Source organism: Denitratisoma sp. agr-D3, assembly GCF_054658675.1.
Genome location: NZ_BAAGIA010000001.1, coordinates 20,513 through 38,046, shown reverse-complemented (window position 1 = coordinate 38,046; position 17,534 = coordinate 20,513). Strand labels below are relative to the sequence as shown.

The 17,534-nt window shown below is 65.2% G+C and carries 14 protein-coding genes and 1 riboswitch; of the genes, 11 read left to right on the top strand and 3 right to left on the bottom strand.

What is annotated here, in order from left to right; all coding sequences use genetic code 11:
* Positions 1-6: 6 nt before the first annotated feature.
* The 3 genes from nikR to ACYQ2U_RS00165 are packed head-to-tail and all read left to right on the top strand — an operon-like array spanning position 7 to position 2,086.
* Complete coding sequence (gene nikR / locus ACYQ2U_RS00175; RefSeq protein ID WP_459948315.1) at positions 7-486, top strand: nickel-responsive transcriptional regulator NikR; 480 nt, start codon at positions 7-9, stop codon at positions 484-486.
* Positions 487-488: 2 nt separating this feature from the next.
* Entirely contained in the window at positions 489-1,877 is a 1,389-nt protein-coding gene (locus ACYQ2U_RS00170) for a sensor histidine kinase (protein ID WP_459948314.1), read from the top strand.
* Positions 1,874-2,086, top strand: coding sequence for a hypothetical protein (locus ACYQ2U_RS00165; protein WP_459948313.1), 213 nt, complete (start codon positions 1,874-1,876; stop codon positions 2,084-2,086). The genes ACYQ2U_RS00170 and ACYQ2U_RS00165 overlap by 4 nt, the downstream gene beginning before the upstream one ends.
* 33 nt (positions 2,087-2,119) lie before the next feature.
* Here ACYQ2U_RS00165 and ACYQ2U_RS00160 read toward each other — a convergent pair whose 3' ends face one another.
* Entirely contained in the window at positions 2,120-2,656 is a 537-nt protein-coding gene (locus ACYQ2U_RS00160; RefSeq protein WP_459948312.1) for a flavin reductase family protein, read from the bottom strand.
* Between the two features lie 292 nt (positions 2,657-2,948).
* Between ACYQ2U_RS00160 and ACYQ2U_RS00155 the strand changes: the two genes are divergently transcribed.
* The 5 genes from ACYQ2U_RS00155 (at position 2,949) to rquA (ending at position 11,607) form a co-directional block, all read left to right on the top strand.
* Positions 2,949-3,767, top strand: coding sequence for a HoxN/HupN/NixA family nickel/cobalt transporter (locus ACYQ2U_RS00155; protein WP_459948311.1), 819 nt, complete (start codon positions 2,949-2,951; stop codon positions 3,765-3,767).
* A gap of 12 nt (positions 3,768-3,779) precedes the next feature.
* Positions 3,780-5,843, top strand: a complete 2,064-nt coding sequence (locus tag ACYQ2U_RS00150) for a TonB-dependent receptor (RefSeq protein WP_459948310.1) — start codon at positions 3,780-3,782, stop codon at positions 5,841-5,843.
* 62 nt (positions 5,844-5,905) lie between these two features.
* Complete coding sequence (locus ACYQ2U_RS00145; protein WP_459948309.1) at positions 5,906-6,997, top strand: nickel-dependent hydrogenase large subunit; 1,092 nt, start codon at positions 5,906-5,908, stop codon at positions 6,995-6,997.
* Between the two features lie 32 nt (positions 6,998-7,029).
* Positions 7,030-7,104, top strand: a riboswitch (S-adenosyl-L-homocysteine riboswitch).
* Between the two features lie 62 nt (positions 7,105-7,166).
* Positions 7,167-10,874: a methionine synthase gene (gene metH, locus ACYQ2U_RS00140; RefSeq protein ID WP_459948308.1), complete on the top strand. Its 3,708-nt coding sequence runs from the start codon at positions 7,167-7,169 to the stop codon at positions 10,872-10,874.
* A gap of 25 nt (positions 10,875-10,899) precedes the next feature.
* Positions 10,900-11,607, top strand: a complete 708-nt coding sequence (gene rquA, locus ACYQ2U_RS00135; RefSeq protein WP_459948307.1) for a rhodoquinone biosynthesis methyltransferase RquA — start codon at positions 10,900-10,902, stop codon at positions 11,605-11,607.
* A gap of 9 nt (positions 11,608-11,616) precedes the next feature.
* On the opposite strand, the gene ACYQ2U_RS00130 is transcribed toward rquA, so the two are convergent.
* Together ACYQ2U_RS00130 and ACYQ2U_RS00125 are read right to left on the bottom strand one after the other, a co-directional pair.
* A complete protein-coding gene (locus ACYQ2U_RS00130) occupies positions 11,617-13,986 on the bottom strand; it encodes a CBS domain-containing protein (RefSeq protein ID WP_459948306.1) in 2,370 nt (789 codons plus the stop codon).
* Positions 13,983-15,200: an HD domain-containing phosphohydrolase gene (locus ACYQ2U_RS00125; protein ID WP_459948305.1), complete on the bottom strand. Its 1,218-nt coding sequence runs from the start codon at positions 15,198-15,200 to the stop codon at positions 13,983-13,985. The genes ACYQ2U_RS00130 and ACYQ2U_RS00125 overlap by 4 nt, the downstream gene beginning before the upstream one ends.
* Before the next feature lie 631 nt (positions 15,201-15,831).
* Between ACYQ2U_RS00125 and ACYQ2U_RS00120 the strand changes: the two genes are divergently transcribed.
* From ACYQ2U_RS00120 to ACYQ2U_RS00110, 3 genes are read left to right on the top strand one after another with little or no spacing between them, the layout of a single operon-like run.
* Positions 15,832-16,461, top strand: coding sequence for a LysE family translocator (locus ACYQ2U_RS00120; RefSeq protein ID WP_459948304.1), 630 nt, complete (start codon positions 15,832-15,834; stop codon positions 16,459-16,461).
* Complete coding sequence (locus tag ACYQ2U_RS00115) at positions 16,451-17,164, top strand: pseudouridine synthase (protein ID WP_459948303.1); 714 nt, start codon at positions 16,451-16,453, stop codon at positions 17,162-17,164. The genes ACYQ2U_RS00120 and ACYQ2U_RS00115 overlap by 11 nt, the downstream gene beginning before the upstream one ends.
* Positions 17,161-17,517: a cupin domain-containing protein gene (locus ACYQ2U_RS00110; RefSeq protein WP_459948302.1), complete on the top strand. Its 357-nt coding sequence runs from the start codon at positions 17,161-17,163 to the stop codon at positions 17,515-17,517. The genes ACYQ2U_RS00115 and ACYQ2U_RS00110 overlap by 4 nt, the downstream gene beginning before the upstream one ends.
* Positions 17,518-17,534: the final 17 nt, after the last annotated feature.

The window sequence follows — 17,534 nt, the reverse complement described above, 5'->3', positions numbered from 1 at the left end:
ATTTCCATGGAAAGATTCACCATCTCCCTCGACGAGGACCTGGCCCAACAGTTCGACCAGTTGATCGCCCGGCGCGGCTACAGCAACCGCTCCGAGGCTGTGCGCGACCTACTCCGCGGCCATCTGGAAAAGGAACGCCAGGAGCGGGAGGAGGCCGGCTACTGCGTGGCTTGCCTGTCCTATGTGTACAACCACCACGAGCGCGAACTGGCGGAACGGCTGACGGACATCCAGCACCAGAGCCACGACCTCACCGTGTCCACCCTGCACGCCCACCTGGACCACGAGAACTGCCTGGAGAGCGTCATGCTCAAGGGCCCGACCCAGGCGGTGCGGGCCTTCGCCGAGGCCATGATGGCCGAGCGCGGCGTGCGCCACGGCCAGATCAACCTGATCTCCGTGGACATGGACCAGGGCAGCCATCACCACGCCTACCGCCCCCGGGGCAAGGCCCTGCCCCACCTGCACCTGCGCCCCAAGAGCTGACCGTGAGCCGCGCCGCCAAGACCACGTCCATCGAGGACATCGCCGCCGCCAGCGGCGCGGCGGCGGGGGACCATGTCTGGATGGACGTCATCCAGAAGATGGACGAGGTCTACCACGAGCTGCTGGACTACGAAGTGGCCCTGGAGGAGAAGAACGCGGCCCTGGAGGAATCCCAGCAGTTCATCGTCTCGGTGCTCACCTCCATGTCGGACATCCTCATCGTCTGCAACCGCAGCGGCGTCATCGAGGACGTGAACCCTTCCCTGGTGGCCCTCACCGGCAAGAAGGAAGAAGCCCTGAAGGGTATCGCCCTGGCCGACCTGTTCACCGGCGACGAGTCCCGGCGGCGGGTGCAACAGCACATCGCCGGCCACGGCAGCGAGGTCCTGCACGATTGCGAGCTACTGCTGCAAGGCCGCGACGGCAGCGCGGTGCCCGTCTCCCTCAATTGCACCCCCCGTTACAACAGCGTCGGCAAGATGCTGGGCCTGGTCATCACCGGCCGCCCCGTGGGCGAGTTGCGTCGCGCCTACCAGGCCCTGCACCAGACCCACGAGGAACTCAAGCGCACCCAGCAGCAACTGCTGCATTCGGAGAAGATGGCCTCCCTCGGCCGCCTGGTGGCCGGCGTGGCCCACGAGTTGAACAACCCCATCAGCTTCGTGCTGGGCAACGTGGTGGCCCTGCGCCGTTACGTGGAACGCATCGACCGTTATTTGGCGGCGGTGCACAGCGGCGACGACCATGCTGCCCAACTGCGCCGGGAACTGCGCATCGACAAGCTGCTCGAGGACCTGCCCTCCCTGATCGAAGGCACGGTTGAGGGCGCCGAGCGCACCCGGGACGTGGTGGACGGCCTCAAGCGTTTTTCCGCCATGGACCGGGACGAGCGGGAAGATTTCGACCTGGTGCCCGTCATCGAACGCTCCGTGCATTGGGTCAGTCGCGCCGTGGCCGATGCCTTCAAGATTTGCCTCGACCTGCCGGAAAAGCTCCCGGTCACCGGTTCCCCGGGCCAGTTGCAGCAAGTATTGATGAACCTGGTGCAGAACGCGGCGGACGCCACCGCCGACCGCGCCGAACAACGCCTGGCCATCACCGGCCGGATCGAGGCGGGACAGATGATCCTGGACTTCCATGACACCGGCCCCGGCATCGCCGCCGACAACCTGCCGCGTATCTTCGATCCCTTTTTCACCACCAAGCCCGTGGGCCAGGGCACCGGCCTGGGACTGGCCATCAGCTACGGCATCGTCGAACGCCACGGCGGCAAGCTGCTGGCGGCCAACCATGCCGACGGCGGCGCCCTGTTCACCCTGTGCCTGCCCCTGGCGCGTCAGGATGCCGCATCGCCTTCCGCCCCGTCGTCCATTGCCAAGGAGCAACCATGAACCTCGCCAAGACCCTCGCCGCATGCCTGCTCGCCGCCGTGACCCTGGCCGTCCAAGCTGCACCCGCGCCCTGGTATCTCTGGCGCAGCCTGGTGGAAAACATGACGGTCTGCGCCCAAACGCCTCCTGGCGAAGGCTGGGTCCAGATCAAGGGCCCCTACCAGGACGCCCAGTGCCGCACTCCGGGCAAGCCCTCCAACGCCTGGTAGGCCGGCTGCCGACACCGACGCCGAAGCGCTGCGTCACTTCATCTTCGACGGCAATTTGATCCGCTCCCCCGCCACCATAAAGGTGCCCATGCCCTCGTGGTGCAGGGTGCGCGGTGCCTTGAGGCCGCTGGCCTTCCAGGCCTGGGTCACCTCCAGCACGAACAGGTTGTACTTGTTCACCATGCGCGTGTCCGCGATCCGGCAGGCCAGGCTGGCGTAGCACTCCGCAATCAGGGGTGGCTTGACGCCATCCACCTGGACCGGCGTCAAGCCGAAGGCGGCGAACTTGTCCTTGCGCCGACCGCTGCAATTGCCGCAGGCCACAACCGCCTTCGCCAATTCCACCGTGGGGATGTTGATCACGCATTCCCGGCTGGCGCTGAGCAACTCGAAACTGTAGTTACGGCCGCTCATCAACATACCCACCAGGGGCGGCTCGAACTCCATCATCAAATGCCAGGACAGGGGCATGACGTTGCTTTTCCCGCCATGGGCGGTCGTCACCAGAATCACGGGACCCGGCTCAAGCAAGCGATAAACCTTGGACAGGGGAAAGGGTTTCTTGACCATGGCGCACCTCGACGCAGGCGGGGAGTGGTCCAGTATAAGAGCCTATTCCTGCCCGGGTCCCATGGCTTGCGCGGCGCGGCGGGATGCAGGGCCTAGCCGCCGGGATCGGTGCCTTGCTTTCCGCTTGCCGGGGAAAAACGCTAAGGGGCTGTCCAGCCGGCGCTCGCGCCATTGATTCGCCGGCTGCCGCCATCCCCCTGGGCAAGGCGGTTCGCCGCGGCCGTCCCAATCGGGCACGAAAGTTGTATGATGTTTTTTATCTTTTGCTTACCAAGCCCCCGCCCCGGCCACCATGGATACGACCTTGCCCCAGGAATGGACCGCCCTCTGCCTGCTGGTATTCGTGCTGGGCATGCGCCATGGCTTTGACGCCGACCACCTGGCCACCATCGACGGCCTGACCCGTTTCAATGCCCGCAGCCGCTCGCCTTGGGCGCGCTGGTGCGGCGTGCTGTTCTCCCTGGGCCACGGCGGCGTGGTGGTGGCCATCGCCCTGCTGGTAAGCCTGGCCTCCGGCGCAGCGCAAGTCCCGGCCTGGCTGGAAAGCTTCGGCACGGCGGTATCGGTACTGTTCCTGATCGCCCTCGGCGGCGCCAACCTGTTGGCCGTGCTGCGTACCCCGCCAGCCGAGATTGTCCAACCGGTCGGCCTCAAGGGCCGCTTCCTCGGCCGCCTGCGGGAGGCCTCCCATCCCGGCCTGGTGGCCCTGGTGGGCGCCCTGTTCGCCCTGTCCTTCGACACCCTGAGCCAGGCCGCCCTGTTCGCCCTCACCGCCACCCGCTACGGCGGCTGGGAACATGCCCTGACCCTGGGCCTGATCTTCATGGCCGGCATGCTGGCCACCGACGGCATCAACGGTTTCTGGATCGCCCGCCTGCTGCGCCGGGCCGACGCCACGGCGCTGATCGCCTCCCGGGTCATGGGCCTCGCCGTCGCCTTCATCAGCCTGGGCGTGGCGGCCTTCGCCGTGGCCAAGTGGTCCCTGCCGGCCGTGGCGGACTGGAGCGAGGGCAAGGAGTTGTTCATCGGCGCCGGCGTGGTGGCGCTGTTGGCCGCGAGTTTTGTGCTGGCCTCCCGTGTCGGGCGCTCGGCCGTGGCGGTGGAGTCTTGAGTTTTTTTGACCATGATTAAGAAAAAAATAAATTACTTCATATTTTCTACCCTCGCTGTCACCGCATCAACGGTCCAGGCGGCGGGCATCCCCACCTTGGCCGAGGTGGAGGTGAAAGCCACCTCCGCCGATCTGGTGGGCGTCGCCGATTCCGCCAGCGAGGGCACGGTCAGCGCCAAACAATTGGAAAACCGGCCCCTGCTGCGGCCCACCGAGGTGCTCGAAGTGGTGCCGGGCCTAGTGGTGTCCCAGCACGCCGGCGACGGCAAGGCCAATCAGTACTACCTGCGCGGTTTCAACCTGGACCACGGCACCGACTTTTCCGCCAGCCTGATGGGCATGCCGCTGAATCTGCCCACCCACGCCCACGGCCAGGGCTATCTGGACCTCAACTTACTGATCCCCGAACTGGTGGATCGCATGACCTACCGCAAGGGCCCCTACTGGGCCGAAGAGGGCGACTTCTCCAGCGCCGGCGCGGTGCACATCGACTACCGGCGCAGCCTGGAGCGTTCCTTCATGCAGGCCGAGATCGGCCAGGGCAACTATCGCCGCGCCCTATTGGCGGGGTCACCGCAAGTGGGCGACGGCCGCCTGCTTTACGGCCTGGAGGTGTTCGGCAACGACGGCCCCTGGCAATTGGCGGAAGGCCTACAACGGCTCAACGGCGTGCTGCGCTATAGCTGGGGCAGCCGCGAGGAGGGCGGCAACGTGGCGCTGATGGCCTACGACAGCAAGTGGCGCTCCACCGACCAGGTGCCGCAACGGGCCATCACCAGCGGCAGCATCGACCGCTACGGTTATGTGGACCCCACGGACGGCGGCCAAACCCACCGCTACAGCCTCTCCGGCCAATGGAACGGGCGCTTTACGGACGGTCGCTGGCAGGCCAATGCCTACGCCATCGACTACGGCCTCAACCTCTGGTCCAACTTCACCTACGCCACCGACACCACGAATGGCGACCAGTTTCTCCAAACCGACCAGCGCCGCATCTACGGCGGCGGCGTCAGCCGCACCTGGGTCAGCGACTGGAATGGGCGGCTGGTGGAAAACACCTTGGGCAGCCAGGTCCGCCTGGATCGCATCGGCAAGGTGGGCCTCTACCTGACCACCGACCGCCAGCGCTGGAACACGGTGCGGGAAGACGCGGTGGACGAGGACTACTTCGCTTTCTACGGCCAGAACATGGTGCAGTGGACCGACTGGCTGCGCAGCCAGGTAGGCCTGCGCGGCGACTACCAGCGCTACAAGGTGAACTCGGACACCGCCGCCAACAGCGGCAGCGCCGGCGCCCACCTGTGGAGCCCCAAGCTGGCCCTGGTCTTCGGCCCCTGGCGCAACACCGAGTTCTATTACAACCACGGCCTCGGCTTCCACAGCAACGATGCCCGGGGCGCCCTGACCCGGGTCAATCCCGATCCCCGCAGCACCGACTTCGGCGCTGCCGTCTCGCCTGTGACCCCCCTGGTGCGTAGCCGTGGCCAGGAACTCGGCCTGCGCAGCGCGCCCCTGCCGGGCCTGCAACTGACCGCCTCCCTCTGGCGCCTCGACATCGCCTCCGAACTGCTGTTCACCGGCGATGCCGGCACCACCGAGCCGAGTCGCCCCAGCCGGCGCCAGGGCACCGAGCTGTCCGCCTACTGGCGCGCCAGCGAGGCCCTGACGGTGGATGCCGACCTGGCCCTGTCCCGGGCCCGTTACAGCCAGGACGATGCCGCCGGCAACTACATCCCCGGCGCCGTGGAAAAGGTGTTCTCACTCGGCGCCAGCTGGGCCGATGGCGGCCCCTGGTCCGCCGGCCTGCGCCTGCGCTATTTCGGTCCTCGTCCCCTAATCGAGGACAACTCGGTGCGCTCGGCGTCCACCATCCTCGCCAACGCCCAACTCGCTTATGCCCTGAGCAAGGACGTTAAGCTGGGGATGACGGTGCTCAACCTGTTCGACCGCAAGGCCAGCGACATCGACTACTACTATGAGTCCCGGTTGCGTAGCGAAGGGGCGGCGGTGAACGACGTACACACCCATCCGGCGGAACCGCGCACGGTACGCCTGTCCTTGCGGGTCAGCTACTGACCGCCCCGAACCGGGTGTCGCCGCCTTGAGACAGCGGCAGCGCCCGGCGGAACTGGGGCACAATGGCAGCCCGGATTTTCCACCACCGTTCCGCCGCCATGAGTTTCGACCCCGGTGCCGTGCACCTGCGCGTGCAACTGACTGCCGCCCCCTGTCGCATCGCCGCCGTGGCAGTGGCCTGCCGCCGGCCCGCCGCTGCCCAGGTGTTGCAGGGCAAGCCGCCGGCCCTGGTCCAGCACCTGGCCTCTCTGCTGTTCGCCGTCTGCGGCAAGGCCCAGGGCTTGGCCGCCCACATGGCGCTGCGCGCTGCGGAAGGCGAGCAACTACCGCCCCGACAGGACCGGGAGGTCGCCCGGGAAGCGGCTCGCGAACACCTATGGCATCTGCTCGGCCATGAACAGCGGGACCTGCTGGCCCAGGGCGGACGCTGCCTGGCGGGCTCGGCATGGGAGGCCGATCTGGCCGCCTTTCTCCATCCCCTGCTGGGCATTGCCGGCGACACCTGGCTGGCCTTCGACACGACCGCGCAACTGGACGCCTGGTGCGACAGCCAGGACACGATACTGGCCCGCCGCCTACGCGCCCGGCTCCAGGAACCGGCAGCGGCGGACGTGGCCCTGCTGCCGCCGATGGATGCCGCGACCAGCCTGACCCGTTGGCCCCGGCTCGATGCCGCCTTTTGCGCCCAGCCCCAATGGCAGGGACAGGCGGCGGAAACCGGCGCCGTGGCCCGGCAGCGGGACGCCGCCCTGGTCAAGTCCCTGGCCGACAGTCCCTGGCGACAGCGGGAAGCCGCGCGCCTGCGGGAACTGCTGTTGCTGACCGCGCCGGACAACACGGTGGCAACCGCCGTCCTGCCCGGCCACGCCAGCGCCGTTCCGGTGGCGCCCCGACGCGGACGCGCCCTGGTGGAAACCGCCCGCGGCCTGCTGATGCACGAAGTGGCCGTGACCGACGGAACGGTGACGGACTACCAACTGGCGGCCCCCACCGAATGGAACTTCCACCCGGCCGGCCCGCTGCCCGCCTGGCTGGCCGGCTGGGCTGGGGACGACCGCGCCGCCTTGCGCCAAGCGGTGGCCGCCGCCGTGGCTGCCCTCGATCCCTGCGTGGAGTGGTCGCTGGACATCGTCGACGCCGAGGGCCCGGCCTGACACCGCCGGCGGGCCGGGCTATAATCGCCGCTCTTTCCGAGGAGCGCTGCGAGGCTGACCTTGATCACCCCAGGCTCGGAAACTGATTTCAACGGCGCTCACCAACCCAGATTGATCGGGACTTCGGTGAGCCGCGCAAGCGTCGCCGCCCCGGTCATGGAGACGAACCGTGACTGCCCAGCTTCCCCCCTTCAACACTGCCACCGTACAGCCTGATCGCAGCGCCGAAATCCGCGCCCTGCTGGCCCAACGCATCCTGATTCTGGACGGCGCCATGGGCACCATGATCCAGCAGCACAAGCTGGGGGAGGCCGACTATCGCGGTGATCGTTTCAAGGATGCGGCCAAGGACTTGAAGGGCAACAACGACCTGCTGGTGCTGACCCGGCCCGACGTGGTGGGGGGCATCCACCGGGAGTATCTGGAAGCCGGCGCCGACATCATCGAGACCTGTACCTTCAACGCTACCCGCGTCTCGCAAGCCGAGTACGGTCTTGAGGAAGTGGCCTACGAACTCAACGTGGCCGGTGCCCGGCTGGTGCGGCAACTGTGCGACGAATACACGGCCAAGAACCCCGCCAAGCCCCGCTTCTGCGCCGGGGTGATCGGCCCCACGTCGCGCACCCTGTCCATCTCGCCAGACGTGAACGACCCGGGTTTCCGCAACATTAGCTTTGATGCCCTGGTGGACGACTACTACGCCGCTGCCCAGGGCCTGATGGAAGGGGGCGCCGACTTCCTGCTGATCGAAACGGTGTTCGACACTTTGAACGCCAAGGCCGCCGTGTTCGCCGTGCAAAAGCTCTTTGCCGACTCGGGCTGCACGCTGCCCATCATGATTTCCGGCACCATCACCGATGCTTCCGGCCGCACTTTGTCGGGCCAGACAGCTACGGCCTTCTGGAACTCTCTCTCCCACGCCCAGCCCATCAGCTTCGGCCTTAACTGCGCCCTGGGGGCCAAGGAGCTGCGCCAGTACGTGGAAGAGCTATCCAACTGCTGCGACACCCATATCTCCGCCCACCCCAACGCCGGGCTGCCCAATCCCCTGGCCCCCACGGGCTATGACGAAACCCCGGAACAATTGGCGGGGGAAATCGTGGAGTGGGCCAAGAGCGGCCTGCTCAACATCGTCGGCGGTTGCTGCGGCACCTCCCCGGCCCACATCGCCGCCATTGCCCAAGGGGTGGCGAACGTTAAACCGCGTGCCGTGCCGGTCATCGAAAAGAAACTGCGCCTGTCGGGCCTGGAGCCCTTCCACGTGGGCGCCGACAGCCTGTTCGTGAACGTGGGCGAACGCACCAACGTCACCGGCTCCAAGGCTTTCGCCCGCATGATTCTGGAAGGTCGTTTCGACGACGCCCTGGCCGTGGCCCGCAATCAAGTGGAGAACGGCGCCCAGGTCATCGACATCAACATGGACGAAGCCATGCTGGATTCCGTGGCCGCCATGGAGCGCTTTTGCAAGCTGGTGGCGTCCGAGCCGGAAATCAGCAAGGTGCCCATCATGCTGGACTCCTCCAAGTGGGAGGTGATCGAGACCGGCCTCAAGTGCATTCAGGGCAAGGGCATCGTCAATTCCATCTCCATGAAGGAAGGCGAGGCCAAGTTCCTCGAACAGGCCCGCCTCGCCCGCCGTTACGGCGCGGCGGTGATCGTCATGGCCTTTGACGAACAGGGTCAGGCCGACACCTACACCCGCAAAACCGAGATTTGCCAACGCGCCTATGAACTGCTGACGCAGGATGGCTTCCCGCCGGAAGACATCATCTTCGACGCCAACATCTTTGCCATTGCCACCGGCATTCCCGAGCACGACAACTACGCGGTGGACTTCATCGAGGCGGTGCGCTGGATTCATACGAACCTGCCCCACGCCAAGACCAGCGGCGGCGTTTCCAATGTCAGCTTCTCCTTCCGCGGCAACGACCCGGTGCGGGAGGCAATTCACACCGTCTTCCTCTACCACGCCATCCAGGCCGGGCTCACCATGGGCATCGTCAACGCCGGTCAGTTGGGCGTCTACGACGACCTGGAACCCGTGCTGCGGGAGAAGGTGGAAGACGTGGTGCTCAACCGCAAAGAAGGCGCCGGTGACGCCCTGGTGGAATTCGCCCAGACCGTGAAGGGTCAAGCCAAGGAGCAGACGGTGGATCTGGCTTGGCGTCAGTGGCCCGTGGACAAGCGCCTGGAACACGCCATGGTCAAGGGCATTACCGAGTTCGTGGTGGCCGATACCGAGGAATGCCGCGCCGCCCTGGCCGCCGCGGGCAAGCCGCCCCTGTCCGTGATCGAAGGCCCGCTCATGGCGGGCATGAACGTGGTGGGCGACCTCTTCGGTGCGGGCAAGATGTTCCTGCCCCAGGTGGTGAAATCCGCCCGGGTGATGAAACAGGCCGTGGCCCATCTGATTCCCTACATTGAGGAAGAGAAGCTACGCACCGGCGCCAGCAGCAAGGGCAAGATCGTCATCGCCACGGTAAAGGGCGACGTGCACGACATCGGCAAAAATATCGTCGGCGTGGTGCTGGGCTGTAACGGTTACGAAGTGGTGGACCTGGGGGTGATGGTGCCCACGGACAAGATCCTCCACGCCGCCAAGGAGCACGGCGCCCAGGCCATCGGCCTGTCCGGCCTGATTACCCCGTCCCTGGAAGAGATGAGTTCCGTGGCGGCCGAAATGCAGCGCCAGGGTTTTGATGTGCCGTTGTTGATTGGCGGCGCCACCACCAGCCGCGCCCACACCGCCATCAAGATCGCCCCCCACTACGAAGGCCCCGTGGTCTACGTGCCCGATGCCTCCCGCGCCGTGGGCGTGGTGACCCGCCTGCTTTCCGCCGAAATGAAGGCGACCTATGTGCAGGAACTGGCAGCGGATTACGAAAAGGTGCGTAGCCAACACGCCAACAAGGCCGGGGTAAAGCTGGTGAGTCTGGCTGACGCCCGCGCCAACGGCCCGCAGTTGAGCTACGCCCCGGTGAAGCCCGCCAAGCTGGGCGTCACCGCGCTCCAGGACGTGAGCCTGCTGAAGATTTCCGACTACATCGACTGGGGCCCCTTCTTCCAGACCTGGGATCTGGCCGGCAGCTACCCCAAGATTCTGGACGATGCTGTGGTGGGTGAAGCCGCCCGCAATGTGTGGAACGATGGCCGCAAGATGCTGGCCAAGATCCTCATGGAAAAGTGGTTCAGCGCCAACGCCGTGTTCGGTCTTTTCCCCGCCAACCGGGTGGGGGACGACGTGGTGATCTACGCCGACGAATCCCGCCAGCAGGTGCTGGGCAAGTGGCACGGTCTGCGCCAGCAGCACGAGCGGCCCGCAGGCAAGGCCAACGAATGCTTGAGTGACTTTGTCGCCCCTGAAGGTACGCCGGACTACATCGGCCTCTTCGCCGTGACGGCGGGCATCGGCATCGAAGCCAAGCTGGCGGAGTTCGAAGCCGCCCACGATGACTACCACGCCATCATGCTCAAGTCCCTGGCTGATCGGCTGGCGGAAGCCTGCGCCGAATGGCTGCACCGGGAAGTGCGCACCCAGTACTGGGGCTACGCCAAGGACGAGCAGTTGGACAACGACGCCCTCATCAAAGAGCAGTACCAGGGCATCCGTCCCGCCCCCGGCTACCCGGCCTGCCCGGACCATCTGGCCAAGGGTCTGATCTTCCAGTTGCTGGATGCTCCGGCCAACGCGGGCATGGCCCTGACTGAGAGCTTCGCCATGACCCCGGCGGCTTCAGTATCCGGCTTCTACCTGGCCCACCCGGACGCCCGCTACTTCGCCATCAGCAAAATCGGCAACGACCAGTTGCAGGACTGGGCGGCCCGCAACGGTCTGGCGGAAGCGGAAGCCCGCAAGTGGCTGGCGCCTATCCTTTGACCGTGGTTTGCGCTGAAGATTGACCATGGGCAGCGTTGAGCCGGAGCGGCAGGCCCAGGCCTCGCCCGAGGTGCCCGCCTATTTGCGCGCCACCTATTGGTGGGCCTATCTGTCGCCCCGGGCTGTCCGCATCTTCGAACGCCAATGGCTGATCAACCTGATCCTGTTGGGCAACTACCGTCGCCTGCGCCAGGTCGCCTTGGATGCCTTCGGCGATGGCCTGGCCGGACGCAGCTTGCAAATCGCCTGCGTGTACGGCGACCTGACCCAGCGCTGGCGCCGCCGCCACAAGGACGATGCATCCCTGGACGTGGCAGACGTGCTGCCGGTGCAATTGCAAAATCTGGCGAACAAGCTGGGGCCCCGCAGCGACGTGGGACTCACCCTGGCCGACAGCCGACGGCTGGGGGTGCCTGACGGGACATACGACCGGGCCTTGCTGTTCTTTCTGTTGCACGAACAGCCGGCGGAAGTGCGCCGAGCCACGGTGGACGAGGCCCTGCGGGTATTGAAGCCCGGCGGCAGGCTGGTGATCGTGGACTACCACCGCCCCGCCCCCTGGCATCCCCTGCGCCTGCCCATGCAGGCGGTGCTGGCGGCCCTGGAACCCTATGCCCTCGATTTGTGGCGAACCGAGTTGAAGGACTGGCTGCCGCCAGGATTCACCCCAACGGCCATGACCAGCCGTTGCCTTTTCGGTGGCCTTTACCAGGTATTGGAAATCGTCCGCTAAGGACGGACCTCACATTTTCAGATGGGTCGGCGCGAACTCGCCGCGCCGCAGGACCGCGACACAGGCGTCCACCACCGTCGGATCCAACCGGGTGCCCTTGACCCGCTGGATTTCGGCGATGGCACCGTCGATGCCCAGGGCGGGCCGATAGGGACGGTCCGAGGACATGGACTCGACGATGTCGGCCACGGTGATGATCCGCGCCGACATCAAGATTTCATTCCCCTTCAAGCCCTGGGGGTAGCCCGAGCCATCGAGGTACTCGTGGTGCTGGCGGATCACGTCGGCGATGGGCCAGGGAAAGCTGATCTGCTTGAGGATGTTGTAGCCCACCTCGGGGTGGAGCTTGATCAGGTTGAACTCGGCGGCATTCAGGCGCGACGGCTTGGTCAGGATTTCCGACGGAATCTGGATCTTGCCCAGGTCGTGCACGATGGCCGCCAAATACAGGCAGCGCAACTCGTTTTCGCCGAGACCCATTTCCAGGCCGATGCGGATCGCCAGTTCCGCCACGTGTTTCTGATGACCGGCGGTATAAGGATCCCGCTGCTCCAGGGTGGAGGCGATGGCCATCAGCGCGTCCTCCAGGGATTTCTCCATGAGCAGGGCTTGCCGCTCCCGTTCCTGGAGGGAATGTTCGTAGGCGATCCGGGTCCGCCGCGACTGGATGCCGAAGCCCAGGTTGGCGGCCAGCTCCTCGAACAGGGAAACCTCGCGCACGCCAAAGGCTTCCGCTTCCCGGGAGTAGACCGTCAACACCGCCGCCACCCGATTGTTGAGGGTAATGGGCAGGGACAGGGAGGCATGGATGTCGTAGCGGGAAGCGGCCTCCAGCCACGGCTGGAAGAAGGACTTGGAGGTGGCGTTGTTGTTCACCAGGGTCTGGCCGCTGCGAATCGAGCGACCGGTGGGGCCATCGCCCAGGGGTCCATCCCCCCAACTGACCTTCAAGCCATCGGTGTAGCTGGCGGCACTGCCGGACGAAGCGACGATGCGCACGGTGTGGGCCTCGTCCTCGTCGGCCCAGCCGAACCAGGCCAGCACGTACATGTCCTGTTGGGTGATGGCCTGACAAACCGCCCGGAGCATTTCCTCCTCCGAGCTGGACAAGACCATGGCGCGACCGCTGCTGCGCACGGCCTCCAGGGCCCAGGTGCGCCGCTTCAAATCCTCGGCATCCTTTTTGACTTGGGTGATGTCGTGAAATACCGCGACGATGCCGACCGCGCTGCCGCTCGCGTCCAGGATGGGGGCCTTGGTGGTGTGCACCCAGCGCCGTTCGCCATGCTCAAGGTAGGGCTCCTCGACCATGATGGCCGTCTTGCTCTCCATGACCCGGCGGTCGTCCGCCCGGTAGCGCTCGGCCAGTTCGACGGGGAAAAATTCGTAATCGTTTCTGCCGACGACGGCTTCCGGTGTGATTCCCAGGTCCCGGGCGTAGCTCACGTTGCAGGACTGATAGATCGACGCGGCGTCCTTGACCAGGACTTTTTGCGGCAGATGGTCTACCAGGGTTCTGAACTTGTCCTCATTCAGCTGCTTGGCCTGGTGCAGCACCAGCTTTTGCAGCATCTGGGTGTAGTCGTTTTCCAGCTGGTGGGTCACGTCATGCTCGTTGAGGATGCCCACCATCCTGCCCGACTCATCCACCACGGCCAGGCGACGGATGTTCAAGGCCAGCATCTTCGCCACGGCATCCGTCAACGAGCTATGGACCAGGACCTGCTGCACCGGAGCCCGCATGATGTCGCCCAGCTTGGCCTTGTAGCGCTGGCGGTGGAACAAGCCCACCATGTCGCGGCTGGTGACGATGCCCACCGGACAGCCTTGCGCCAGCACCAGCACACAGTCCAGGTGCCGCTGTTCCATGGCTGCTGCGGCGGAGTCTGCCGTGGCATCCGCCGCCATCTCGATGTACTGCTGGCTCATGGCCCGTCCCACGTCGAGAATGCCGATGAACTGGCGCACTCCATAGTGGCGACGGAAATCCGTTTCGCTGACGATGCCGCAGGGATTGCCCGCTGCATCGGTCGCCACCAGATGGCGGACGTCCTGCACCACCATGGCGTGGTAGGCGGCGTGCAACTCGTCCTCCTCGCTGACGAAAAGCACATGGCGCCCCATCACCGTACTGATGGCGGCATCCCCATCCAGTCCCCGATTGATGGCGTGGATCACGTCGGACTCGGTCAACAGGCCGGTGATGCGACCGCCTTCTTCCGCCAGCACGGCGCTGATGCGCAGGGTTTCCATGCGCTCGGCGGCGGTGGCCAGGGTCGCGCTGACCGGCACCGTCACCGGGTGGCGCGTCATGATGTCGCGTACCCGCTGCACCCCGTCAAAAACCTCGGCCTCTTCCCCCGGCTTGGTGGTCGTCATGCCGCTGCCTTCGTCTCGGACAAGAAGCCTATCCCTTGCTGTTCCAGCACGCGAATGCAGGTGGCGACGACAGTGGGGTCGTAGTGGCTGCCGCTGAAGGCCCGCAACTGATCCATGGCGTAAGCAAGATCGTAGGCCCGGCGGAAGGGCCGGTGGGACAGCATGGCCTCCAGGCTGTCGCAAACGCGGAGGATCTTGGCCTCCAGCCGGATCTGGTCGGCCTTGAGGCCACGGGGATAGCCGCTGCCATCCACGTTCTCATGGTGTTGTGAAATCACTTCGGCGATGGGCCAGATAAATTGCACGTCCTTGAGGATTTCGTTGCCCGCGTCGCAATGGTGCTTGATCAAATCGAACTCCTGGGGCAGCAGGCGGCGTGGCCGGGTCAGGATTTCGGCGGGGACCTGGATCTGGCCCACGTCATGGACCAGGGCGGCCAGCTGCAAGCCCTCCAGGCGACTTTCGTCCAAGCCCAATTCCCGGCCGACGGCCACCGCCAGATCGGCCACCCGCCGTTCATGGCCAGCGGTGGTGGGATCCCTATGCATCATGGCGGAAGAGAGGGAGGCGATGGATTGCTTGAGGGTATGGCGCAGGGCGACACTGTTGTGCAAGACCTCGGCCCGGGCCAGGCGGCGGTCGTTCTGCAATTTGAACAAACCGCCGAAGAGCAGGGTGGACACGGACTGGATCAGCAAGATGTCGCTTCCCGCCAGGAAAAACAGTGATTGACCATAGTCGAAAGGTTGCACCAGGAACAGGCAGAGGGCTTCCACCACACCCACCGTCACGCCCGACACGATGATCAGCGAAATCGAAATACTGCCCTGTTCATCCAACCGTCCCAGGCGACGGATCAGGCAACAAAACAGGTAGCTGATGCCGATGCTGGCCAGCCCCGCCCCCAGCACGGGGCCGCCGAGCAGGGCGCGGCCGATGCCCTCGGCCACGGCGGTGGCGGCGCCGATGCGATAACCGCCGAACAGAGTGGCGACCACCAACACGGCGCCGCGCACGTCCAGCATCACATTGTCTTTTTCGTGGAAATGAAAGGCCAGGGCGGAAATGCCGAGCAGGATGAAGGTGGCGGCCTTGATCTGCTCCCAATATCGTTCCTCCAGATCGGGGGGCAGTACCAGTTCAAGCACGATGAAAAAACAGAACAGGGTGAGCGTTGCGGTGATCACCGAGGGAATGGACGAAAAATCGATCATGAGCCTTCCTGCATCTGTTGAGTGGCGGCCAGTCCGGGCATCGCCCGGGAAAAGACCGTTGCCCAATCCCATGCCACCCGCCGCGGATACGCGGACGACGACATTGGGATACAACCCCAATTTACCGTCTTCCTCCTTGCCGGCCTACCGTTCATGACAAATACAAAACCCGGGATTTTTCGGAAGATTATTCTATCATTTCACAATACACTGAATAATAAAGAACTATTCCAAATACAATAAACCTAAAGTTATATCAATTGATGCGGATCAATTACCTGGCCGCCCTCGGCGGACCTGACACCCGCTTCCCAAATGACGCAACCTTGGCCCATGGGACCGTGGGGCGTGCCGACACGGTCCCGCCTCGATGACTCCCATCCTGTCCAGCTAGAATGCCCCTCCCGAGGACTCGTTGCCCATTGCCCGGTGTCGCCGGGCCGCCGATGGATACCGCCCCTCCTCGCATCGGCCGTGATACACCCCTCCCCATGAGACTTGAACGAACACCCACACCCCGGGAATGCCCGTACCGCAAGCCAGACCTCGCCGGGGACTGTCACGATTGCCATCATCCCGCGCCGGCCCGGGGTGACTGCCGCGCCCACGACGTCCACGCCCGCTGACCGCCATGCCCTTGCATCTTTGGCTGGCCTTTCTTTCGGCTTCCCTCGCCATCTCCCTTTCCCCCGGCCCCGGTGCCTTCGCCTCCATGGCCGCCGGCCTGCGCAACGGTTTTCTACGCGGTTATTGGGTGGTACTGGGATTGCAGCTGGGCATCCTGGCCCTGTTGGCGGTGGTGGCCGCCGGTGTCGGCGCCCTGATCGTGTCCTCCCCCGCCGCCTTTGAAATCCTGCGCTGGACCGGTGTCGCCTATCTGTTCTGGCTGGCCTGGAGTCAATGGCGCAGCGACGGCAGCCTGGAATCCCTGATCGCCGGCAATGGTCGGCAGCGCCGGCGCGAACTCATCGCCCGGGGTTTCCTGGTGGATGCCACCAATCCCAAGGGCCTGCTGTTCTTCTTCGCCGTCGTGCCCCAGTTTCTCGAACCGGACCTGGCCCTCGGTCCCCAGTATGCGACCATAGCGGCCACGGTCGTCACCGTGGACATGACCGTCATGGCTGGCTATACCTATCTCGCGGCCCGGGCCATGCACTGGCTGGAGTCCCCGCGCCGGGTGCGCTGGGTCAGCCGCGGCTTCAGCCTGCTTTTCATTCTCACCGCCACCAGTTTGGCCCTGTTCCGTCACCATGCAACTTGAACGCATCCTCCAGTCCCAGGGCTTCGGCACCCGCAAGGAATGCCGCGCCCTGATCCGTCATGAACGCTGCACCGTCAATGGCGCGGCCGTGGACGACCCCTTCGCCGAATTCGATACCGCCGACCTGGCCTTCACCATCGATGGCGTCCCCTGGCGCTATCGGGAAAAAGCCTACGTGCTGCTGCACAAACCCGTCGACACCGAATGCTCACGTTCGCCCCGGGGTTACCCCGGCGTACTCTCCCTGCTGCCGCGCCCCCTGTACGAGCGGGGCCTGCAAAGCGTGGGGCGACTGGACGTGGACACCACGGGCCTGTTGCTGCTCACCGACGACGGCGCCTTCATCCATGCGGTGACCTCCCCCAAGCGCAAGGTGAACAAGATCTATCGGGTCACGGCCAAGCACCCCATGACGACAGCCATGTTGCAGCAGCTGGTGGACGGCGTCGTGCTCAACGATTCGCCAGACCCGGTGGCGGGCATTGCCGCCGTGCCGGTGAGCGAAACGGTGTTCGACCTGACCATACGGGAAGGCCGCTACCATCAGGTGAAGCGCATGGTGGCCGCTATTGGCAACCGGGTCGAGACGCTGCACCGCATCGCCGTGGGTGGGCTGACCTTGCCCGAGGATTTTCCGGTCGGCGCCTGGCGTTGGCTGGAGCAGGAAGACCTGGATCAATTGTGGCAAGGGGTCGGACCGTGAGCGAGCTCATCACCTTCACGACCCTGCCGCCGCCGGTGGACGACCAACCAGCGGCGGAGCGCTGTCTCGGCACGCCGCCCCAACGCCGGACCTGGAGCGTCTACCAGGGCGAACAAGGTGCTGTGGATTGCGGTATCTGGGCCTGCCAGCCCGGTGCCTGGCGCATCGCCTTCCATGACCATCGCCACGAATTCTTCCATGTGTTGGAAGGCCGCCTGCGCATCACCTCCACCACGGGCACGGTCGCGGAATTCGGCCCGGGCGACGCTTGCGTCATTCCGGCCGGATTCAAGGGCGTTTTCGAGGTGCTGACGCCGGTGCGCAAATATTATGTGATGGTGGACAAGCCCTAGAATCGGGCGGTCGATAA